The following is a 21,505-nucleotide window of genomic DNA, read 5'->3' on the forward strand; positions in this document are numbered from 1 at the left end:
ATTCCGCTCACCAGCCGCCTACGCCATGCACACCGGCACCGCACCCATCCCCGTCTGGTCCAGCAACAAACCCCACTACCGCCTCAACCGCGGCGGCAACCGACAACTCAACACCTGCATCCACCGCGTCGCCATCACCCAACTCGCCCACCACCCACCAGCCCGCCACTACCGCGACACCTGGACCAACAACCACCCCCACGCCACCACCAAAGCCGCACTCCGAGCACTCAAACGACACCTCGCCAACACCATCTACCAAGCACTCAAAACAGACTTGACATAGAAGCTTCTTTCGAGACATCTGACGTCCCGAAAGTGGCTTTCGCGACACCGGGCCCGCCGTCCTCGGTCAGGCGACCCGACGCATACGAGCCTCAGCCGCGCGATGCGCGGCCACGAGTTCAGCGACCACTCGCTTCGGTTCCGTTCGCAGTCGACTGGGCAGGGTTTGGAGAACCGCGATTCCCGCGGCCGCGTATCTGGCGTTTCTAGCCACTGTCGCGGCGTACTGCTGCTTGCCGAAATGGAAGTCGTACGAATCGATCTCCCAGGCCAGTCCCACCGCCACGAAGTAGCCATCGGGGGTCGCGATGTATTCGCCGTTCTCGTCCCGTAGCTCGTGATTCCACTGCGGCTCCGGCAAACCGCTCATTCGCCATACCTTCATGGCATCGACCTCCGCCGCCGACCGAGCCCCGTCGGCGATCCGATGCAGCGCTTCGCGGGGGATCGCCGTGCCCCGACTGCTCCCGGCGTCGAGTTCGGCGAACAGTTCCGGAATGCTCAGGCCGCGCTGTACCGCCTCGGACAGCAGAGCCGAAACCTCCTGTCGTGAGCCAAGCCGACGGCATTCGTCGAGAACCGACCGGACCAGAGGTGCCAGCGGCACTCCGTCAAGCACGATCGCCTGCGGCAGCCGGGTCGTGCGTTCGATGATCGTGTGCCCGGAACTGCCGATCTTGTGTTCAAGAGGAACGAGGATGTGGACGCGGAAAGGATGCTCCGGGACCATCCGTAACCCCTGCCTGCGGCACGCGGCCGCCCCGGTCACCACCGCGTCCGGCCCGGCGTACAGGAGAGCGGCGTCGACCAGCTGCCGACGCGTCGGCTCGCCGGAATTGAGCAGCAAGACTCCCGGCAGCAGCCTTCGCCACTGCTTTCCCGGACGGCACCGGCGATAGCACGTCCTCGAAGGAACACCGAGTTCCGCCAATCGGGCGACGGTGATCACGCCACCACGACTGTGCTGGTAGAGCCGCTCGGGATCACGGGCCCAATCTCCAGGTTTCACCCCGTGATGGTCGGTCCTCCCGCACTCGGCCACCAGCACCTTCCTCCCGGCCTGTGGACAACTCGCCACATCAGCCCCACTGTGGACAACTCCGGGGACGTCGCGAAAGCCACTTTCGGGACATCAGACGTCCCGAAAGTGGCTTTCGCGACACCGGGGCCGCCTACCGCGACCAGGCCGGATGAGGGGTCACGACTAGGCTGAGCGGTGATGAGACGCAAGCTCCGCCCGCCGCTCCCGCCCCGTCACGGGCTCGATCCCGCGAGGCTCAAGATGCCCGCCGAGGGGCCGTGGACGACGTTGCGGGAACACCTCGTCGAGCGTCTCCCCCGGGTCGCGCCCGAGCGGATCGAGGAGATGCTCCGCGAGGAGCGCATCGTCGGACTGGACGGGCCGCTCGACGTCGATTCACCGTTCGTGCCGGACTCGTTCATCTGGTTCCATCGCGATCTGCCCGACGAGGTCGAAGTCCCGTTCGAGGTCTCCGTCGTGCACCGCGACGAGCATTTCCTGGTCGCCGACAAACCGCATTTCCTCGCGACGATCCCGCGCGGGCGGCACATTCTGCAGACCGCGCTGGTCCGCCTCCGCCGCGAACTCGACCTCCCGATGCTCAGCCCCGCGCACCGGCTCGACCGGGTCACCGCGGGACTCATCCTGTTCGTGATCACCCCCGAGGTTCGCGGCAAGTACCAGACGATGTTCCGGGATCGCTTGGTACACAAGGAATACGAGGCCATCGCCCGCTACGATCCGTCGGTCTCGATGCCTCGCGAGATCAGCAGCCGCATCGTCAAGGAACGCGGGGTCATCGCGGCGCAGGAAGTCGACGGGCCACCCAACGCCGAAACCCGCGTCGAACTCATCGAGCACCGCGACGGTCTCGGCCGCTACCGCCTGCTCCCCGCGACCGGCCGCACCCACCAGCTCAGGCTCCACATGAGCGGGCTCGGATTGCCGATTCTCGGCGACGACTTCTACCCGGACCTGACCGAAACCCCGCTCGACGACTTCACCGAACCCTTGCAACTGCTGGCGAAGGTCCTCGAGTTCACAGATCCGCTCACCCGCGAACGCCGCCGGTTCGAGAGCAGGCAGACCCTCGAAGCGTGGACGGACCTCGACGGGTGGCGCCGCGGTCCGTGAGCGGCGCGAAACGCGTCGGTACAGGTGGGTTCTGGTGGACCCGTATTGGCCTACCTACGTGTGACCAGGGTGAAGGTGCGGTAGTCGAATCGCTCCGGTCTCGGAGCTCGATGACACCGGAACCTCACCGCGGCAGGTTCGAGCGTGGAAGATTCGGGACGCTCAACGTCATAAATCCTCCACACTCGGTTCACACGACCACCTGGCCTGCACGAGGGTGGCGGCTCAGCGTGTGCCGGTGTTGACGATGAAGGAATCGGGACGTTGAGTGTCCCGATTCCTTCATCGTCGAGGCGGGTGTTCCGTTCTCGGAGCTTGATCAACGGAGGATCGGGGACACTCAACGTCCCAAATCCTCCCCACTCACCCACATCGCCGTCCAGAACAAGTGGGTAGGCAAATCCGGGTCCACCAGAACCCGAAACGCCACTCACGACCAACCCACCGAAGCCCCACCGGACGGCGCTACGCCTCACTTACGCCAGAACTTGATCCCGCTCCAGGTCACTTTCACCGGACCGGCGCCACTGGCCGTCCGGTAGGCGCCGAACTTGTCGTAGTAGCTGCCGCTGCTGCTGCTCACGGTCTGCTTCAGCGAGCCGTTGATGTACACCTTGTGCGTGCTCCCGACCTGGTGCACGGTGTTGACCCGCACCGACGTCCCGACGGTCGCCCCGCTGCCCAGCGTCTCCCCGCCGTGGACCGCGTAGAGCCGCCCGCCGCGTTCGACCGCGAGCATGAAGTACGGTCCGGCCGTCGGCGCGTCACGGAAGGTCTGTTTCAGGCTGATCCGGGTGCCCGCCATGCTGGTGATCCGGAACGAGCCCTCGAACTGCCGGGTCCCGCCGGTGTAGGTCACGTAGCGCCGTTCGGCCCGCTGGTCACCGCTCCCGGTCGAGCAGGTCAGTTCGAAGTTGAGCCCGTCCACGTTGCCGCAGCCGCGTTCCTGGACGTTGAACGAGGGGTTCTCCGCCGTCCACGGTCCGGTTCCGACCTGGGCGTTCGCCGGCATCGCCGACGCCACCAGGCCGAGAGCGGCCACCGCGACCACCCCGGCGGTCCGAAGTCGTCTCCGCATCCTGCCTCCTGCACATTCAGGGCGGCGGTGGTCCAGACCAGGACCAGGCTGCGACTGTACGAGCACGAACCGTCATCGGACAAGATGTTGACGCTCAGCCGTCCCGCTGATTGGGTAACGACGGTGATCCTCTCCATGACGGTCCTCGAAGGACTCGCGGCCGGGACGATCGACCTGGCGTTCCGGCGCTGGTCGAAACAGAACGTCCACCCCGGTGACGTCATGCGCTTCGAAGCCGGGGTGATCGAGGTCGACTCGGTCGAGATCGTCGATCCGGCCACCATCACCGACGCCGACGCCCGCCGTTCTGGGGCGGACTCGGCGAACGCGGTCCGCGGGACCCTGCGCGGCCCCGCGGACGCCCCGGTCTACCGCATCCGCTTGCGCTATCTCGGCCCCGATCCGCGGCGCGCGCTCAGCGCGGAGACCGAACTGTCCGAAAAGGACGCCGAGGCCATCGGCAAACGACTGGCCAAGATGGACAGGCGCCGCTCATGGACCCGCGAAACCCTGCGGCTCATCAACGACAACCCCGGGCGCCGGGCCCAGGAACTCGCCGACCTCCTCGGCCGTGAGAAGGAAGCGTTGAAGGTCGACATCCGCAAACTCAAGGACCTCGGCCTGACGCTCAGCCTCGAAGTCGGCTACCGGATCTCCCCTCGCGGCGCGGCCTACCTGCGGTTCACCGAGGATCGCGGTAGAACGCGCTGAGTTCCGGGACGAGCCGCTCCGGCGGGACACTGTGGAACTCGCCGTCCAGTTCCACCTGCCTCGCTCCGGGGATCGCTTTCGTGACGGCGAGAGCGGCGGCCTTCAGCCAGTCCGTGCTGCCGTTGCTGTTCACCACGAGGACCGGTGCCGTGACCGACTCCAGCCCGCCCGGCACCTTCGAATCGCCCATCACCCGGGCGTCGTGGACCAGCGTCGGCGCGAACGACCGGAGCTCGGCCCACATCGGTGTCGCCTTGGCCTCGGCGACGGCCTCCGCCGGCGAGCCCACCGCGGAGGTCATGAACAGCGCGACGGCGTCGTCCCACCGGTCCGCCGCGACCAGGTCGCGCATCTCGTCGGCGTATCCCTCGGGGACTTCTTCCGCTTCGCCGCGATACGGCGGCTCGAAGACCGAAAGCCGTGCCATCCGCACTCCCGCCGCGGCGGCGAGGAAGGCTAGCGCGCCCCCGGAAGAGATGCCGTGCACGATCACCGGCTCACCGAGCGAAGCGACCACCGCGGCGAGGTCTTCGATCTCGCGCTCGACCGCGTACGGTTCGTTGTTCCCGCTGTCGCCCCGGCCCCGCCGGTCGTAGGTCACCACGGAGTACTCGGCCGTCAGCTCCGCGACCAGTGGCTCGTCGCCGTGACGATCGTTGGCCGCGCCTGCCACGACGACGACCGGCGGACCCGCCCCGCGCCGTTCGAGCGCGATCGGCGTTCCATCCGCGGACGTGACTGTGTCGATCATGGGGACCATCGTGCCCCGCCTTCCCGGCGGGCGCAGGTCAGTTTTTCCCGGCCGGGTCCTTTTGTGCCGCGACGCTCCGGGCCTGCCCTTCGTGGATGTCGCTCACCCACTCCCAGCCGGGCTCGGCAGAGGAGCCGATACGCGGGTCATCGGGTGTCCGGGCTTCTCGCAGGGCGTGCACGTACGCCCGGTCCAGCTCGATCCGCGCGCGTACCTGGTCACCCCTGCCGACGGATCCGTGACCGGGGACGACGACATCGACGTCGTCCGCCACACCTTCGAGCGATCGCAGCCCGACGAGGTACTCCTCGATCGGATCATTGCCGCTCTTGAAGTTGTCGAGCATCGGGACGAAGACATCGGAGAGCATGTCGCCGGCGGCGAGAACCCTGTGCTCCCCGATCAGCAGCGCCGCGTGACCCGGGGAATGCGCCGGATGCTCGACGATCCGGATTTCCGGGCCGTCCCAGGGAATCAGCGCGGTTCCGGCGGGCAGGCCGGTGATGAGACCGAACAGGTCCAGCGGTGTTTCCCCGGCGATTTCCGGCGGCAACCCTTCGGCGGCGCGAGACTTCCAGTCCGCGTCCGACCGCAGATCGCGCATGTCAGCTGCGCAGCGAGCCGTACCGTAACGAGGCACATCTCCGAGTTCGGCATGCCAGAGCACGTGGTCCCAATCGGGATGCGTCGAGAAACCCGCCACGACGGGCTGGCCCGACTCACGAAGATCATTCGCCAGACAGTGCATTTCATCGCCGGTTATCCCGGCATCGACGAGCAATACGCCACGCTCGCCCTGCACGACAATGGTGTTGTTCCGGAGCAGCTCGCTCTGGTGGACCAGCACGCCGTCCGCGACCCGCTCAAGCATGGACTCCCCCGTTCGTGATCGGAGGCCGGAGCCTAGCGTATTCACACGGCTGTCAACCGGCGAAAGACGGTGGCGTGCCGTGAATCCTCGTTGCAAACTGTCGCGGCGAGGTGAGCCATGACCGGAAACGACGAATTCGCCGAGGCTCTGCGGATCGGGCCCTTTTGCCGCGCGTTGTCGATGGCGGCGCAGGCCCGAGGCCTCAGCCTCCGGCAGCTGACCTACCGCCTCCGAGCCCGAGGCTCCTCGGTGAGCGCGATGACGCTGAGCCATTGGCAGAGCGGCCGGAGCGTGCCGGAACGGGAGGAATCGCTTCGAGCGGTGGAAATCCTGGAAGAAGTGCTCGTGTTGCCAGCGGGCTCCTTGCGCGGGCTGGTCGGTTCCCGCCGACCACGAGGTCGCGGTGTGCGATCCGCGGTACCGCTCCATCGACGGCATCGGGCATGGGGACATCCGGCCTTTCTGCCGCCCTTGCTCGAAGAATTCCGGGACAGCCTGATGAAGCCGGTCCGCAAGATCGAATTGCACGAGACGTTCCATGTGCGGCCGGATCGCTGCACCGGCCGCCTCGTGGTGCGGGAGCTCGTCGAGGCCAGACAGGATCGGACACGCACGATGATCTTCGCGGCCAGAAGCATGCCGGGCGTTGCGCCGCCTCTGGTGGTCGAGGGCAGCGGTTGCCGTCCCGGTACGGTCCTCACGCTCGACGAAGAGGGCTTCTCGCTGACGGAATTGGTGCTGGACAGGACTTTGCGGCGCGGTGAGCGGCTGGCCATCGGCTTCGTCCAGGAGTATCCGCAGCCGATCGTCGCCGAGAACCACCACCGCAGGATCGCGGAATCCGTGGGTACTACCACGGTGAAGTCGTCTTCGCCCCTGGAGCGGAGCCGGTCGCATGCCGGACTTGGCGGACCCGCACGCCCGAAAACCGGACCACCGGGTGGACCACCGTGCGGCCAGACGCCAGTCGCACCGTCCACGTGTCACGGCGGAACGCGGCACCCGGAATCCACGGTCTCCACTGGACCTGGGAATAGCGTTTCTCTGTTTACGGATTCTTTCGCCGAGGGTTTCCCATATAGAGCCATCTCGTTATGTTCGAGACGCACAGTTCTTGTGCCACAGGAAAACCGCGACGAAAGAAGGTCCACAGTGAACAGCAGAGCCACCCGTATCCTGGCTGTCGCCGCCCTCACCGGCGCGGCGTTCGGCATCGCGGCTCCGAACGCTTCCGCGAGCGCGGTACCGAGCTACCGGACCTGGCTGTCCGACGTGCACACGGCGATGCAGGGCGGCACGACCTACCTCGACCAGCGGATCGCCAAGGGTGGCTCGAAACTGGCCGTCGTCACCGACATCGACAACACCGCGCTCGAGACCTACTACAACCCCGGCGAGCCGACCGCGGACGTGCTCGCTTTCATCAAGCACGCCAAGGAAAAGGGTGTCTCGGTACTGGTGGCCAGCTACCGCTCCAGCGCGAGCGGCGCGAAGGAGGCGCTCACCGACGCCGGATACCCGGTGGACCGCGTCTGCGTGCGCAAGAGCTCGGAGTCCCACGCGACCGACACGAAACAGCGCTGCCGCAAGGAGTACGCCGCCGCCGGGTACACCATCATCGCCAACGTCGGGAACCGTCCCGGCGACTTCACCGGCGGCAACTACGAAAAGGGCTTCAAGCTGCCTGACTACAACGAGCAGCTTTCCTAGCTCGGTCGACGATCGGCGTGAGGGCCCTCACGCCGATCGAACAGGCGTTCGACAAATACCGGAAGCCGGGGTAGGTTCGGTTGCCATGACCCCCGCGCTTCAAGCCTCGCTCTTCGACGAGTGCGCCGCCCTCGGACTCGGCTCGCTCGACGGTCTCCGGCGCACCGAACTGACCCGGGGTGCCTGGATCGACGTGCTCCCGGGCTGGCTCACCGGCGCGGACGAACTGTTCACCCGGCTCGCCGAAGACGTGCCGTGGCACGCCGAACGACGGCAGATGTACGACCGTGTCGTCGCCGTTCCCCGGCTGCTGAGCCACTACCGCGAGGGCATGCCGCTCCCCCACCCGATCCTCACCGAAGCGCGAGAGACGCTCTCGGCGCACTACGCGGACGAGCTCGGCGAGCCGTTCGTGACCTCCGGTCTGTGCTTCTACCGGGACGGGCGTGACAGCGTCGCCTGGCACGGCGACGACACCGGCCGCTCCCGCACCGAGGACACCATGATCGCGATCGTCTCGGTCGGCGCCGCCCGGCAGCTGGCGCTGCGCCCGCGTGGCGGGGGCGAGACCGTCCGGCACGCCCTCGGCCACGGCGATCTGATCGTCATGGGCGGCAGTTGCCAGCGGACCTGGGAACACGCCGTCCCCAAGACCGCCAGACCGGTCGGGCCGAGGATCAGCGTCCAGTTCCGCCCGAGAGGGGTCGCCTGAGACTCAATCCAGCAGCACGGGCAGCGCGTCGACGCCGTAGACGATCGAGACCTTCCGGAAGCCCACCTCGTCCGGTTCGATCGCCAGCCGCATCTCCGGGAACCGGCGGATCAGCGCGGGATACGCGGTGCGCAGTTCCATCCTGGCCAGTTCGGCACCGATGCACCGGTGGATGCCCCAACCGAAGGCGAGGTGCGTCGTCGGCTCGCGGGTCGCGTCGAACTTCTCCATGTCCTCGCCGAGGACACCGTCACGGTTCGCGACGCTGAGCGACACCAGCACGATGTCGCCCTTCGCGATCCGGACGCCCGCGATCTCCATGTCCTCCTTGGCGAACCGCGGGAAGGCCATCTGCACGACGGTCAGGTACCGCAGCAGTTCCTCGACGAACTTGTGGACGGCCTCGTCGTCGCCGCGCACGGTCTCGAAGAGCGATCGGTCCTTCAGCAGCACGAGCGCGCCGAGCGCGAGCATGCTCGCCGTGGTCTCCAGGCCGCCGGTGAGCACACCGTCGGCGAGGCCCGCGAGTTCGCGGTCGTCGATCTCGTCGCCGTGCTCCTTGATGAGCATGCCGAGCAAGCCGTCGCCCGGGTTCTCGCGCTGCTTCTTGACGATGTCGTCCAGATAGGACAGCGACTCGGTCATCGCGCCGAGTGACGCGCCCGCCCCGCCGAAGAGGTCGAACCGCGCGGTGCTCAGCCGCTGGAACTCGTCGCGGTCCTCGTACGGGACGCCCAGCAGCTCGCAGATCGTCAGCGACGGGATCGGCAGCGCGAAGGCCTCCCACAGGTCGACAGGACCGTCCGCCTTCTCCATCGCGTCGAGCTGGTCGGCGACGATCTCGTCGATCCGCGGCGTCAGCCGCGAAAGCCGCCGCATGGTGAACTCCGGCGTGAGCAGACGCCTCAGCCTGGTGTGCACCGGCGGATCGGCGAACCCGAGCCCGCCGGGGTTCTGGTCCTCGGTCACCCCCGCGCTGCCGACCAGGTTCGTGAAGTCACTGCTGAACTCGGTCACCTTGCCGAGGACGGCCTTCGCCTCGTCGTAACCGGTGACCAGCCAGCCGCTCATCCCGAACGGCAGGTCCAGCCTGCTGATCGGTTCCTCCGCGCGGGTCCGGCCCAACTCGGCCACCGGGTCGAGACCGTCACGTTTCAGCGGCGTCAGGAGGTTGTCCGGGATGATCGACATCTTGGACAGGTCGAAACCGTTCTTCTGCTGGCGCGCGAGGTAGCGACGGCCGATCCATGCCAGCACGCGCGAGCGAATGCTCCCCATACTCCGCACCCTACTCCAGCCGCCGACCACCTGACCTGGCACAACAGGCCGCCTCCGGCCGGCGGGACAGGAATTCCGACGGCCGTTCACCCGTCGTCCCACTCGATTCGTCACGTCCAGAAGGTCGGATTCGGGCCGGGCACGGTTCCCAGCGGGTGGGAGACCTCGGTCACCGTCGGTCACGACGAACACGGGGTAACGCCTGACAAGCGGCCGGCGTCGTGAAATTGTCGGACCTTACTGGGAGGATTCGGACATGCCAGCCTCGCTCATCGGACGCGACCATCCCGCGGGTGTGCTCCGCGCGGAGATAGCCCGTGCCGCCGAAAGCCACGGCGGCCTGGTGCTGGTCACCGGCGAGGCCGGGATCGGCAAGACCACGCTCGTCACCGGCGCCGCCGAAGAGGCGAAACGACTCGGCGCCCTGGTGCTCAACGGGTCGTGCTGGGACTCGGCCAGCGCGCCGGGCTACTGGCCGTGGACGCAGGTGGTCCGCGGGCTGCGGCGCTCGGTCGAGCCGGGCCGGTGGGCCGCGATGGCGGACAGTGAACTGGACGTCCTGCTCGGCGAGGCCCGCGGCGACGGCGCGGCCGACGGCTTCCGCCTCTACGACGCGGTGACGAGCGCGCTGGTGGCCGCGTCCCAGGAACGCCCGGTCGTGGTGGTGCTCGACGATCTGCACTGGGCCGACCCGGCGTCGCTGCGGCTGCTCGAGTTCGCCGCGCAGCACACCTGGTTCGAACGGCTGCTGCTGATCGGCACGTACCGCGACGTCGAGGTCGAGACGACCGATCACCCGCTCCGCTCGCTCATGCTGCCGTTGCTCGCGAAGGCCACTTCGGTGACGCTCACCGGTCTCGAACCGGACGAGGTCAGCGCGCTCATGGCCAGGACGGCGGGCACGGAACCGGACGACGCGCTGGTTTCCGAGGTCCATCGCCGCACCGGCGGCAACCCGTTCTTCGTCGAGCAGACGGCGCGGCTGTGGCACAGCGGCGGCTCCGCCGAGACGATCGCGCCCGGCGTCGCCGACGCCCTGCAGAGACGGCTTTCCCTGCTCCCCCGGCCGGTTCTCGATCTGCTGACCACCGCGTCCGTACTCGGCAGGGAGTTCCACCGCAAGCTGCTCGCCGGGGTGGCGTCCGCGCCCGTTCCCCAGGTGGACCGGCTGCTCGACCAGGCCGTCGCGGCGCGGCTGGCCGTGGTGCAGGGGCAGGGCCGGTTCGCGTTCGCCCACGACCTCGTCCGCGAGACGCTGTACGCGAACCTGCCCGAAGCGGAGCGCCGGAAGCAGCACGCCGCGGTCGTCGCGGCGGTCCGCGAGATGCCGAGGTCACCGGACCGGATCTTCCCCGCGGACCTGGCCCGGCACGCGCTGCTCGCCGGCCGGGAGCTCGATCCGAACCTGGCCGTCGAACTGTTGCTGGCCGCGGCGATCGACGCCACCGGCCGGATGGCGGCCGAGGAGGCGGCCACGCACTACCGGCGGGCGATGGAGGTCGCCGAGGATCGGCGGCGACAGGCGGTCATCGCACTCGAACTGGGCGCGCATCTGACCCGTCACCACGAAACCGACGAGGGCAGGCATGTTCTCGACGAGGTCTCCGCGCTCATCCACGAACTCGACGACGACGATCTCCTCGCCCGGCTGGCGCTGACCCTGATCCGCGCCGACCACAAGGGACTGCGGGTCGACGAGACCATCCTGGTGCTCACCGAAGCGCACAAGCGACTCTGCGTCCGCGAGCCCGGTCAGGAATTCACCGTCCAGGAAATGACGCAGGATCTGACCGCGCACATCATGATGACCGCCCGCGACGATCAGGACGATTCCGCGCTGCTGTTCGGTTTGTGGGCCCGCCACGACGCGATCTGGGGGCCGGGAAGCGCCGCGGAACGGGAACGGCTCACCGACGAACTGGTCGTGGTCGGCCGCCGGACGTCGAACCCGGAACTGGAGCACTACGCGGCGTCGTTCAAATGGGTGGCGCTGCTCGAACGCGGCGATCCCCGGTATTTCGAGCAGTACCAGGAGTTCGTCGCCTTGGCGAGCACCGGCCGGGCACCGAGTTCGCAGTTGGCCTCCCGGATCGACCAGAGCATCATCGCCACGCTCCAAGGCCGGTTCGCCGAAGCCGAGGCGTTGATCCAGCAGGTGATCTCCTGTCACGAAGGAGACGAGCATCCCCATTTCGGCGATCTGAACCAGTTGCAGCGGTGGACGCGATGGTGTCTCGAGGGCCGCTTCGACGATCTCGCCGGATTGCACCGCGAGATCCACGACAACGGATACGCCTACGGCCGGCTGCTGGAGGCGATCACCGCCGCCCACCGGGGTGACGCCGCGGAAGCCGTGCGGCTCACCGATCTCGCCGCCGACACGAAACCGTACCCCCGCGATCTGGAAGCGCTGTGGTTGCGCTGCCAGGCGCAAACGGCGGCGGTCTCACGCGACCCCGAACGGTGTGAAGCGGCGCGCGTGCTTCTCGAGCCCTACAGCGGGGAATGGCTGGTTTCCCTGTACGGCTGCGAAATCTCCGGCCCGGTCGACCTCTGGCTCGGCAGGCTGGACCTGGCGCAGGAACGCTGGGCCGACGCGGTGGCCAGGCTGCGCGACGCCACGCTCTCCGCGGACCGGCTGAGGACCACGGTCTGGGCGATCGAGGCCAAGTCCTGGCTGGCGATGGCCTTGCTCGGCCGCAATCACGAAGGGGACGCGATCACCGCGGCCACCCTGCTGTCCGAAGTGGACAGAGAGGCCACCGCGATCGGCATGCGGCAGGTCGTGGCCAGGGCCGCCGAACTGCGGGACAGCACGCGGGTCCCGGCCGCCCCGCTCGCCGAGTTCCGTCGCGACGAAGCCGTGTGGACCTTGCACTTCGACGGCGTCACCGCGCATCTTCCGGATTCGAAAGGCTTGCGGGACCTGCATTTCCTGCTCGGCAGGCCGGGTTCGGAAGTGGCGGCCGTCCGGCTGCTCGATCCCGAGGGCGGCGAGGTGGTCGTCGCCGCCAAGAGCCTCGGCGGGGACGCCGTCCTGGATGACGAGGCCAAGGCCCGGTATCGCGCCCGGCTGGACGAACTCGACGACCTGATCGACACCGCGACCGGACTGGGGCAAGACGCCCGCGCCGCCGCTTGGGACCGCGAGCGGGACGCGCTGCTGGCGGAGCTGCGGTCCGCCGCGGGGCTCGGCGGCCGCACCCGGCGGCTCGGCGACGAGGCCGAACGCGCCCGCAAGACGGTGACCGCCCGGATCCGGGACACCCTGCGCAAACTCGACGAACAGCATCCGGCACTGGCCGCGCACCTGCGCGCGTCGGTCACCACGGGGTCTTCTTGCCGCTACGCACCGGACGGCAAGGTCCCCTGGCGGCTGTGAGCCGCCAGGGGACCTTGTCACCCCCAGTTCACTTACGGTTGTAGAGGCGCATCGTCAGCGTTCCGAAGATCGCGAGGATGACTCCGCCCGCGATCAGCACCCAGGTGATCTCGCCGCCGTCCCAGTTGCCGTCCATCATCGAGCGGACCGCCGCGACCACGTGGGTCACCGGGTTGACGTTGACGAAGGCCTGCAGCCAGCCCGGCATCGTCTCCGGGTTGACGTAGATGTTGCTGAGGAAGGTCAGCGGGAACAGCACCATCATGCTGACCCCCATCACCGACTTCTCACTGCGCAGCAGCAGGCCGAACATCGTCCAGATCCACGAGAACGCGAACGAGAACGCCAGCAGCAGGAGGATCGCGGCGGCCACGCCACCGACCCCGCCGCCGGGACGGAAGCCCATGATCAGTCCGACGCCGAGGATCACCACCGACGCGATGAGATAGCGCAGCATGTCGCCGAGGAGGTATCCGACCATCGCCGCCGGCCGCCAGATCGGCAGCGTGCGGAACCGGTCGAACACGCCCTTCTCGATGTCGGTGTTCACCGAGATGCCGGTGTACATGGTGATCATCAGGATGCTGCTCGCCATGATGCCCGGCAGCACGAACTGCAGGTACTCCGTCGGCGAGCCGGACAGCGCGCCGCCGAACAGATACGTGAACATCAGCGTCATCATGATCGGGAATGCGGTGACGTCGAACAGCTGCTCCGGCACGTGCTTGATCTTCAACATCGCACGCCACCCGAAGGTGACCGAAGCCGACAGTGCGGTGGGGCGCTGCGGGCGGTTCTTCGCGATCAGGACGGCGGCGAGATCCTCCGCCTTCGGTGCCGCGAGAACGGGTTCGTTTTCTTTGACTGCTGTGGTGCTCAAGCTGCACTCTCCTCAGGCGTGGCGGTGCGGTCGGTGAGGGCCAGGAAGACCTCGTCGAGGCTCGGCTGGCCGAGGGAGAAGGTGTCGACGACGATCCCCGCGCGGGCGAGTTCGGCCAGTGCGCGGGCGGCGTGTTCGGCGGCGCCCTGTTCGGTGCTGTCACCCGAAAGGCGGGCCGTCAGCGCGAGCGGGTCCGATTCGAGCTGGACCTGCGCCTCCAGGATGCGGACGAGCAGCGCTTCGGCCTCCGGGCGCTGATCGGCTTCGCGCAGCCGGACGTGGACAGCGCCCGCGCCGACCGATGCCTTCAGCTGGCCCTTGGTGCCTTCGGCGATGACCTTGCCGCGGTCGATGACCGCGATCCGGGAGGCCAGCTGATCGGCCTCGTCGAGGTACTGCGTGGTCAGCAGGACGGTGGTGCCGTGCTGCACGATCGCGCGCACGATGTCCCAGACCTGGTTGCGGCTGCGGGGATCGAGCCCGGTCGTCGGCTCGTCGAGGAAGAGCACGTCCGGGGTGTTGAGGATGCTCGCGGCGATGTCGATCCGCCGTCGCATCCCGCCGGAGTAGTTCTTCACCTGCCGCCCCGCCGCCTCGGACAGGCCGAACGCGGCCAGCAGCTCCTCCGCGCGGGCACGAGCCGCCGGTTTGCGATGCCCGGTCAGCCTGCCGATCAGCACCAGGTTCTCGGTCCCGGTCAGATCCTCGTCGACCGAGGCGTACTGCCCGGTCAGGCTCACCATGGACCGGACAGCGTCCGCCTCGCGGACGACGTCCTTGCCGAAGATGCGAGCCTCGCCGCCGTTGGGGCGGAGCAGGGTCGCGAGCATCTTCACCGCGGTGGTCTTGCCGGCGCCGTTGGGCCCGAGAACGCCGTACACGGTGCCCGCGGGGACCTTCAGGTCGATCCCGTCGACCGCCCGGTTCTCCCCGAACACCTTGACCAGCCCCGAGGCTTCGATGGCCAGTTCACTCATTTTCCTTGTTCCTTTCAGAAGCTTTCAGCAGACGTAGGGACGGGCGGTGCGTGCTTCGCGCAGGGCGAGGCCCCACCAGACGAGCTCGTCGAGCAAGGTGGTCACGGCCTGCCCTTGCCCGTCGTCGTCGATGGGGGTGCCATCGCGGGCGAAGGTGCCGTCGAGGAGGTTGAAGGCGACCGTGTCCCGCATGGTCACGGTGTGCAGCTCGGTGAAGATCGAGCGAAGCTGCTCCACCGCGTAAAGGCCCTGCGAGCGGTAGCCGTACGAAACGAAGCCGACCGGCTTCGCGCGCCACTCGTCGTAAGCACAGTCGATCGCCTGCTTGAGCGACGCCGGGAAGCTGCGGTTGTACTCCGGGGTGACGACGACGAACGCCTCCGCGTCGTCGATCCGCGCGATGAACCGCTTCATCTCCGGGGTCGCCTGCTCCGGCAGCCCGGCGGGCAGGCCGAAGTCGATCAGGTCGAGGACGTCGAGAACGAGGTCGTCCCGATCTTCCGCGCGACCGGTGAACCATTTGGCGACGGCATCCCCCACCCGTCCTTCCCGGGTACTGCCGATGATCACCGCGACCCGCAGCGGGCTGCAGTTCATGACCGACCTCCTCTCGCCTCACCCCCTGGGCGCGAGAAAGCCGCCGGGCTTTCGCTAGATCGGATCTAGCGAAAGCCCGGCGGCTTCGGTCGGTGATCTCGCTACGCGTCCAGCGCGATCGCGATCGCGCCCAGCAGGGACGCGTCCTGGTCGAACTTGGCCGACACCAGCTCCGGCGGGAACGGCACCGCCTGCGCCAGCCGTTCGCGCAGCGCGGGCAGCAGGACGTCGGCCGAACGCACCAGTCCCCCGCCGACGGCGATGCGCTGAGGGTCGAGCGCGATGGCGAGGTTCGCGACGTGCATCGACAGTTCGTCGAGCGCCGCGCGGACCAGTTCCTTGGCCTGCGCGTTCTCCTTGGCGAGGCCGAACAGCTCGCCCGCGGTTACCGGGCGGCCGAGCGATTCACTCGCCCGGCCGCCCAGCCCACGCCCACCGACGACCTCCTCCAGCGGCGCCGCTCCGCTGGCGAACCCGTCGGTGTCCTGCGGCGAGCGGAGGTTGTAGCCGATCTCGCCCGCAGCTCCGTTGGCGCCGGCCAGCAGCCGGCCGCCGACCAGGACCGCCGCCGCGATCCCGGTCCCCAGTGACAGGAACACCGCCGGATCGGTGTCCGCCAGCTCCCCCCACCGCCATTCCGCGAGCGCCGCCGCCTTGGCGTCGGTGCCCACGGAGATCGGGACGCCGCCGAACTCGTCGGCGACGAGGTCCCGCAACCGCAGTTCCTCCCAGCCCGGCACGTTGGGGGCCAGCAGGATGCGGTCCTCCAGCACGATGCCGGGGCTGACGACGCCGATCGCGACGAGCTCGTCGGCGGCGCCTTCGTCCGCGAGCAGCTTCCGCGAGGCGGCGAGCGCGCGGCTCACCACCTGTTCGGCGCCCGCTTGCGCGTCGGTGTCGAGCCTCCGGGTGACCAGCAGGCTCCCGGTTCTGTCCGCCAGGCCGATCGCGACCTTCGTCCCGCCGAAGTCGATCCCCAGGATCAGTTCTTCCCCCGTCACTTCCCGTTCCCCTCTGCCGCCCCCGCGAACGATTCCTGAACACCCTTGGGCCCGAACGGCCAGACACGCTCCGCCTTCGCGTAGGCGAGGAACGCCGCCACCCCGAGCGCGATCCATCCCACCGAAAGCCCGATCGAGAGCCAGGTGGCCGAGAAGTAGATGTAGACCCAGCCGAGCAACGCGATGATCGTCGGGATCGGGTAGAGCCACTGCCGGTACGGCCGGTCCAGTTCCGGACGACGTCGCCGCAGCACCACGATCGCCGCGACCTGCGCGAGCGACTGGACGATCACCAGCACCGTCACCGCCGCGTTGATCACCGCGGTCAGCGTGAACAGCGACCCGATCGCGGTGATGAGGCCCATCGTCAGCACACCGGCGGTCGGCAGGTTCAGTTTCGGGTGCAGTTTGGCGAACACCGGCAGGAACACCTTGTCGCGCGCGGCCTCGAACGGGACCCGCGAGCCGCCGAGCAGGCCGGCGAACACCGAGCCGATCGCGGCGATCACGATGAACACGGTGATGATCTTGGCCGCGCCCGTGCCCCACGCCTGTTCCAGCACGGTGGAGGCGACCGACGTGGCGCTCTTCAGCTCCTCCAGCGGGATCGAGCCCAGCACGCCGAGCTGCAGCAGGAAGTACAGGCTCATGATGCCGAGGATCGAGAAGATGATCGACCGCGGCAGCGTCCGGCCCGGGTCCCGTACCTCGCCGCCGAGGTACGCGCTGGTGTTGTAGCCGAGGTAGTCGTAGATCGCGATGATCAGGCCCGCGCCGAGCCCGGCCCAGAACGCGCCGCCGCCGAACGAGAACGCGCCCGGCGTGAACGCGAACGCTTGCGCGCCGTCGAAATGCGTGAAGGCCGCGACGATCACCGAAAGCGCGGCGAACAGCATGATCGCGAACAGGACGGTGGTCAGCTTCCCGATCTCGCCGATCCGCCGGAACAGCGCCAGCACGACGAGCACGATGACGCCGAGCCCGATGACCTTGCCGAGCCCGGTGGTCCCCGCCTCGTCCGCCACCCCCGGGATCAGGTACCCGAGGTACTGGACGAGGCCGATGATGCCGGTGGACATGATCAGCGGGATGAACAGGACCGCGCTCCAGGCGAACAGGAACGGCATGAGCCTGCCGGTACGGACGCCGAACGCCTCGCGCAGGTAGACGTAGGTGCCGCCGGCGCCGGGGAGGGCCGCGCCGAGTTCGGCCCAGATCAGGCCGTCGGCCAGCGCGATGACCGCGCCGATGAGCCAGCCGAACATGGCCTGCGGACCGCCCAGGGTCGCCACCATCGCGGGGATGGTGACGAACGGGCCGATCCCGCACATCTGGGTCATGTTGATGGCGGTCGCCTGCAGCGGCCCGATCTTCCGCTCGAGCCCCGGCTGCGGGGGTGAACTCAAAACGCGCCTCCCTGTTAGTTAGTAAAGTTTCTTAACATATTTTCGGGCGTGTCGGAAGGCCGGGCGGCGAAGTTGTCGCGCACTGGTCCACCCGGAATTGCCCGAAAGGGCGGATTCAGCGAAATACCCCCGAACGGACCAATCCGGGACGTATCAGGGAGCCGTCATTCCGCGTCCTTACCCAGAAGGACGTCTTCCAAGGACGGTGAGGTCCATGAAACGGCTGTTCAGCGCGGCGATGGCGATCGCCGCCCTCGGGTTCGCGGCGGGCTGCGGCGGAGCGTCCGCTCCCCGCGACACCGCTCCGGCAGACCAGACCACTGGCGGCGTGACGACGGAGATCGCCCCGACCGCGTCGGCGGGCTCGACGTCGTCCGCGTCGTCCGGCGGGGGCGGCGGTCACACCGAGGATTCGAAGCCGCCGGGAGTGCCCGGCAGCCCGATCATCTACGACCACACCCGCCTCGGCGCCGCTCCCGCGATCGCCCAATCGGACATCCAGGGCGACATCAGGAAGGCCTGCGGCCCGGGTCTGTGCGGCGTGAAGGTCGTCGTCGTCGGTGAGGGCGAATGCACCGCGAGCATCACCCACTCCCCGGTCAAACCCGGCGGGACGGTGACGATCAAGGCCAAGGTGTGCCCGCCCGAGGTCACCGAGGAGACCACGACCTCGGAAAGCCCGGCGTCCACCAGCGAGCAACCCACCGAGACCACGTCGGGATGACCGCGCGGCGCGGCCCACGGCCGCCGAGCCCGACCCCGGGCCGCCACAGGCGCTCAAGCTGGTCGGTGCGGTACTGGCCAACACCACGCTGCTCACCGCGCTGCTGTACTTCTTCGGACTCGTCGAGACGCAGGTGCTTTTCGCGTACTTCCGCGTGCACTACACGCTTCTCGCCCAGACCCCGGACGAGATCTTCGCGCGCGGCGTCGACGGGCTGTACCTGCCGTTGGCGGGCGCCGCGGGGGCGGTGCTCGGTTTCGTGATCGCCGTCCGGATCCTGCGGTTGCGGCTGACCGAGCGTGCGTGGGCCCGGCTGCTCCGGATCTGCGCCCCGGTCGCGGCCGGACTCGGTGCCCTGCTGGTCTGCGCGACCGTGTTCGTCACGCTGAACCCGGAGCCGTTCCGCGACCGCCCGGGCCTGCCGGGACTCGGCTTCGCACTCGGCGTGCTGATGCTGCTGTTCGCTTGGCGGCACTGGGCTTCGGCGCTGCGATCGAGCCTGCTGGAACTCGTCCTCGGGTACGCGCTGGTCAGCATCGGGCTGTTCTGGGCCGTCAGCGACTACTCGGCCGCCATCGGCGTCCGGCGCGGATTCGAGGTCGCGGCGCAGCTCCCCGCACGCCCCGCCGCGACGCTCTACAGCGCCGAAAGCCTCAACCTCACCTCCGGCGGTGTCCTCCAGGTGAAATGCGCGGATCCCGACGCCGCCTACAAATACCGGTACACCGGGCTGAAACTGCTGCTCCAGTCCGGTGGCCAGTACGTGTTCGTGCCGTCGGACTGGCGGGCGAACAGCGGTGTCGCGTTCGTGCTCCCCAAGACCGACAAACTCCGGCTGGAATTCGGCCCCGCCCGGTCGGGGCCGCCCGCTGGTTGCTAGCGCAGGTGGCGGACCAGCCATTCGGTGACCGCGTCGTCGACCACCTTGGCGATCGGCAGCTGCGGCGCCGGTTCGATCCCCGGGTCTTCGGCCAGCGGGTGCGCGAGACCGGGCACCTCGGCCAGGCGGACGTCGTCCGGCTCGGCGTACTGCCCGCGCAATCCCTCGACGAGTTCGCCGGCGTCCTCGCGGAACGCGGGGAAATCTTCTTCGCCGCTGACCACCAGCAACGGAACCTGCGTGTCCCTGGCCGAAATTTCACCCGATCGTGCGACGAAGTCGAGACGGTCCGCCGCCTGGTCCGCCTCGTCGTTCCACGGATAAGGCTGCTCCAGCATGCCTTCCACCACGCCGATCACCGAACGCGCCCGCACGGCGGGGTTGATCAGGGCCGCCGCGCGGACCGGGATCTCCCGCGTGGTCAGGATCGTCAGCGCCACGGCGCCGCCGAGCGAACCGCCGACGACGGCCATCCGGGACGTGTCGAAACCGAAGCGTTCGCGCAGTTCGGCCAGGGCGGCGGGGAACTCCAGCGCCGCCTGCGCGGCGATGGGATCGATGTAGGCGAGCATCGCGTCACGGACGGCCCGCTCCACGAGCGCGTCCATACTGCCGTCGACCATTCTCGCGCCGCACAAGGGCATTCCGAGGTACACGCGCCACGCGGGCACCCCCGCCAGCGGCAACGCGGCCGCGAACGCGGCGTCGGAGCGGGGCGCGTCGATCATGTGCCAGGCGACGACCACCGGCGCGGGGCCGCTGACCTCGGCCGATGGCGGCAAGACCGTGAACGGCACCCCCGCGGCCGTGCCGGTAATCGGTTCTTCCACGGCTGTCCTTCCTCGTACGCTGTCGATCTCCACGATATCCAGGACGCGCCGGAGGCGGACCTCGTTCCGCCACAGGCGAAACAGTATGCCCGCGAGGTCACCCCGACGCGCCGCGGAGGTGGTTGCGGGCGACCGGCGGCGGCCGAATAGTGTTGCGGCCCGGCCCTTTGGAGGTGAACCGCCCGTGCCAGCTGTCGATTACTACGAAGTGCTCGGCGTGGGCAAGGCCGCCTCGGTCAACGAGATCAAAACCGCGTACCGGCGGCTGGCGAAGTCGCATCACCCGGACGCCGGCGGTTCCGCGCTCACGTTCCAGCTGGTCCGCGAGGCCTACGACACGCTCAGCGATCCGCTGCGGCGCGCGGGCTACGACGCGGGCGGGCGCTCCGTGCGCGCGCCGATCCGGCCGCGGCCGAGACGTCGCTTCGGCGACGAACCGGGCTACGAACCCGAGCAGGTCGTGATCGATCCGGACGACCTCGAATGGTGGGAATTCGCCGCGCAGGACGAGCGCGTGCGCCACGGACGGCGGCGCGGCCCCGGCCACACCCCGGTCGTGGCTGCGGTCGGCGGGATGGTGCTGGTCCTGCTGCCGGTACTGACCGGCGTCGGCTTCTCCGCGCCCACGCTGATCATCTGGCTGATCCTGACCGCCGGAACGGCCCTGCTGGTGCAGCGGCTCGCTCGCGGTTACCTCGCCGCCTCCCGCGCCAAGAACCGGTTCGCCGCCGAGTTCGGCGGGAAGCGCGTGTTCGGCACTCCCGGCACCGAGACCGACGAACTCGCCGAACGGCTCACCGCCGACCTGCTCGAGCGCTATCTGACCCGGCTGCCCGGCGCCCGCATCTTCCACGGCCTCTCGTGGCCGGACTCGGTGTTCGCCGACGTCGACCACGCGGTGCTGTGCGGAAAGCGGCTCGTGCTCATCGAATCGAAGCTGTGGCTGCCGGGGCACTACGAAACCGGGGACGACGACCGCCTGCTGCGCAACGGCCGTGCCTTCCGCGGCGGCGGGAGCAGGCTGACCGAAAGCCTCGCCGAGTACCGGCGGATCCTGCCGGGGGTCACCTTGCGCGGGGCGATGATCGTGTACCCGAGCCGGACCGGCGAGATCACCACCGAGCACGACGATCCCTCCCCCGCACCGCCGATGACGCCGGAGCAGTTCCTGCACGAGATCGGCGGCTGGCTGGCGGCGGAGCCGTCCACTGTGGACTCACCGACGATGCGGGTGGTACGGGACCGGGTGGTCGGCACCGTCTGAGGGCCGGGAGCCG

General features: G+C 68.6%; 20 protein-coding genes. 9 read left to right on the top strand and 11 right to left on the bottom strand.

Going from position 1 to position 21,505, the window contains the following annotated elements; genetic code table 11:
- Nucleotides 1-286: transposase (locus tag ACLJPX_RS34925; protein WP_410604621.1), on the top strand; the 286-nt coding region annotated here is incomplete at its 5' end.
- A 66-nt stretch (nucleotides 287-352) separates the two neighbouring features.
- Here ACLJPX_RS34925 and ACLJPX_RS34930 read toward each other — a convergent pair.
- A complete protein-coding gene (locus ACLJPX_RS34930; protein ID WP_410604622.1) occupies nucleotides 353-1,294 on the bottom strand; it encodes a hypothetical protein in 942 nt (313 codons plus the stop codon).
- Between the two features lie 210 nt (nucleotides 1,295-1,504).
- On the opposite strand from ACLJPX_RS34930, the gene ACLJPX_RS34935 reads away from it, so the two are divergent.
- Nucleotides 1,505-2,440, top strand: coding sequence for a pseudouridine synthase (locus ACLJPX_RS34935; RefSeq protein ID WP_410604623.1), 936 nt, complete (start codon nucleotides 1,505-1,507; stop codon nucleotides 2,438-2,440).
- 472 nt (nucleotides 2,441-2,912) lie between these two features.
- Here the strand turns inward: ACLJPX_RS34935 and ACLJPX_RS34940 are convergent, their stop codons facing one another.
- Complete coding sequence (locus ACLJPX_RS34940) at nucleotides 2,913-3,518, bottom strand: hypothetical protein (protein WP_410604624.1); 606 nt, start codon at nucleotides 3,516-3,518, stop codon at nucleotides 2,913-2,915.
- Nucleotides 3,519-3,653: 135 nt separating this feature from the next.
- On the opposite strand from ACLJPX_RS34940, the gene ACLJPX_RS34945 reads away from it, so the two are divergent.
- Nucleotides 3,654-4,229 (top strand): hypothetical protein, encoded by a 576-nt coding sequence (locus ACLJPX_RS34945; protein WP_410604625.1) that lies wholly within the window; start codon nucleotides 3,654-3,656, stop codon nucleotides 4,227-4,229.
- Here ACLJPX_RS34945 and ACLJPX_RS34950 read toward each other — a convergent pair.
- Together ACLJPX_RS34950 and ACLJPX_RS34955 are read right to left on the bottom strand one after the other, a co-directional pair.
- The gene (locus tag ACLJPX_RS34950) at nucleotides 4,201-4,980 is read right to left on the bottom strand and encodes an alpha/beta fold hydrolase (RefSeq protein WP_410604626.1); all 780 of its coding nucleotides are present in this window, start codon (nucleotides 4,978-4,980) and stop codon (nucleotides 4,201-4,203) included. The genes ACLJPX_RS34945 and ACLJPX_RS34950 overlap by 29 nt on opposite strands.
- A gap of 37 nt (nucleotides 4,981-5,017) precedes the next feature.
- A complete protein-coding gene (locus tag ACLJPX_RS34955; RefSeq protein ID WP_410604627.1) occupies nucleotides 5,018-6,673 on the bottom strand; it encodes an MBL fold metallo-hydrolase in 1,656 nt (551 codons plus the stop codon).
- A 330-nt stretch (nucleotides 6,674-7,003) separates the two neighbouring features.
- On the opposite strand from ACLJPX_RS34955, the gene ACLJPX_RS34960 reads away from it, so the two are divergent.
- Nucleotides 7,004-7,561: an HAD family acid phosphatase gene (locus tag ACLJPX_RS34960; protein WP_410604628.1), complete on the top strand. Its 558-nt coding sequence runs from the start codon at nucleotides 7,004-7,006 to the stop codon at nucleotides 7,559-7,561.
- A gap of 85 nt (nucleotides 7,562-7,646) precedes the next feature.
- Nucleotides 7,647-8,273: an alpha-ketoglutarate-dependent dioxygenase AlkB gene (locus ACLJPX_RS34965; RefSeq protein ID WP_410604629.1), complete on the top strand. Its 627-nt coding sequence runs from the start codon at nucleotides 7,647-7,649 to the stop codon at nucleotides 8,271-8,273.
- A gap of 3 nt (nucleotides 8,274-8,276) precedes the next feature.
- Here ACLJPX_RS34965 and ACLJPX_RS34970 read toward each other — a convergent pair whose 3' ends face one another.
- On the bottom strand, nucleotides 8,277-9,551 hold the full coding sequence (locus ACLJPX_RS34970; RefSeq protein ID WP_410604630.1) for a cytochrome P450: 1,275 nt from the start codon (nucleotides 9,549-9,551) through the stop codon (nucleotides 8,277-8,279).
- Nucleotides 9,552-9,807: 256 nt separating this feature from the next.
- Between ACLJPX_RS34970 and ACLJPX_RS34975 the strand changes: the two genes are divergently transcribed.
- Nucleotides 9,808-12,933 carry an ATP-binding protein gene (locus ACLJPX_RS34975; RefSeq protein ID WP_410604631.1) on the top strand — a complete coding sequence of 1,042 codons (3,126 nt, stop codon included), beginning with the start codon at nucleotides 9,808-9,810 and terminating at the stop codon, nucleotides 12,931-12,933.
- Between the two features lie 28 nt (nucleotides 12,934-12,961).
- Here ACLJPX_RS34975 and ACLJPX_RS34980 read toward each other — a convergent pair whose 3' ends face one another.
- From ACLJPX_RS34980 to ACLJPX_RS35000, 5 genes are all read right to left on the bottom strand, one after another.
- Nucleotides 12,962-13,813 carry an ABC transporter permease gene (locus tag ACLJPX_RS34980; RefSeq protein ID WP_410604632.1) on the bottom strand — a complete coding sequence of 284 codons (852 nt, stop codon included), beginning with the start codon at nucleotides 13,811-13,813 and terminating at the stop codon, nucleotides 12,962-12,964.
- A complete protein-coding gene (locus ACLJPX_RS34985; RefSeq protein ID WP_410604633.1) occupies nucleotides 13,810-14,790 on the bottom strand; it encodes an ATP-binding cassette domain-containing protein in 981 nt (326 codons plus the stop codon). Before ACLJPX_RS34985 ends, ACLJPX_RS34980 begins: the two co-directional genes overlap by 4 nt.
- A gap of 24 nt (nucleotides 14,791-14,814) precedes the next feature.
- The gene (locus ACLJPX_RS34990; RefSeq protein WP_101606909.1) at nucleotides 14,815-15,387 is read right to left on the bottom strand and encodes an NADPH-dependent FMN reductase; all 573 of its coding nucleotides are present in this window, start codon (nucleotides 15,385-15,387) and stop codon (nucleotides 14,815-14,817) included.
- Nucleotides 15,388-15,488: 101 nt separating this feature from the next.
- The gene (locus tag ACLJPX_RS34995; protein WP_410604634.1) at nucleotides 15,489-16,388 is read right to left on the bottom strand and encodes an ROK family protein; all 900 of its coding nucleotides are present in this window, start codon (nucleotides 16,386-16,388) and stop codon (nucleotides 15,489-15,491) included.
- Nucleotides 16,385-17,794 carry an APC family permease gene (locus tag ACLJPX_RS35000; RefSeq protein ID WP_410604635.1) on the bottom strand — a complete coding sequence of 470 codons (1,410 nt, stop codon included), beginning with the start codon at nucleotides 17,792-17,794 and terminating at the stop codon, nucleotides 16,385-16,387. The genes ACLJPX_RS34995 and ACLJPX_RS35000 overlap by 4 nt, the downstream gene beginning before the upstream one ends.
- 214 nt (nucleotides 17,795-18,008) lie before the next feature.
- Between ACLJPX_RS35000 and ACLJPX_RS35005 the strand changes: the two genes are divergently transcribed.
- Nucleotides 18,009-18,518 (top strand): hypothetical protein, encoded by a 510-nt coding sequence (locus ACLJPX_RS35005; protein WP_410604636.1) that lies wholly within the window; start codon nucleotides 18,009-18,011, stop codon nucleotides 18,516-18,518.
- Nucleotides 18,519-18,651: 133 nt separating this feature from the next.
- Nucleotides 18,652-19,398: a hypothetical protein gene (locus ACLJPX_RS35010; RefSeq protein ID WP_410604637.1), complete on the top strand. Its 747-nt coding sequence runs from the start codon at nucleotides 18,652-18,654 to the stop codon at nucleotides 19,396-19,398.
- Here ACLJPX_RS35010 and ACLJPX_RS35015 read toward each other — a convergent pair.
- Complete coding sequence (locus ACLJPX_RS35015) at nucleotides 19,395-20,261, bottom strand: alpha/beta hydrolase family protein (RefSeq protein ID WP_410604638.1); 867 nt, start codon at nucleotides 20,259-20,261, stop codon at nucleotides 19,395-19,397. The two genes, ACLJPX_RS35010 and ACLJPX_RS35015, sit on opposite strands and share 4 nt — an antisense overlap.
- A 151-nt stretch (nucleotides 20,262-20,412) precedes the next feature.
- On the opposite strand from ACLJPX_RS35015, the gene ACLJPX_RS35020 reads away from it, so the two are divergent.
- Nucleotides 20,413-21,492, top strand: a complete 1,080-nt coding sequence (locus ACLJPX_RS35020) for a J domain-containing protein (protein WP_410604639.1) — start codon at nucleotides 20,413-20,415, stop codon at nucleotides 21,490-21,492.
- The last annotated feature ends 13 nt before the right edge of the window (nucleotides 21,493-21,505 follow it).

Origin of the sequence: Amycolatopsis sp. lyj-90 (assembly GCF_046549035.1) — a bacterium.
Classification (GTDB): domain Bacteria; phylum Actinomycetota; class Actinomycetes; order Mycobacteriales; family Pseudonocardiaceae; genus Amycolatopsis.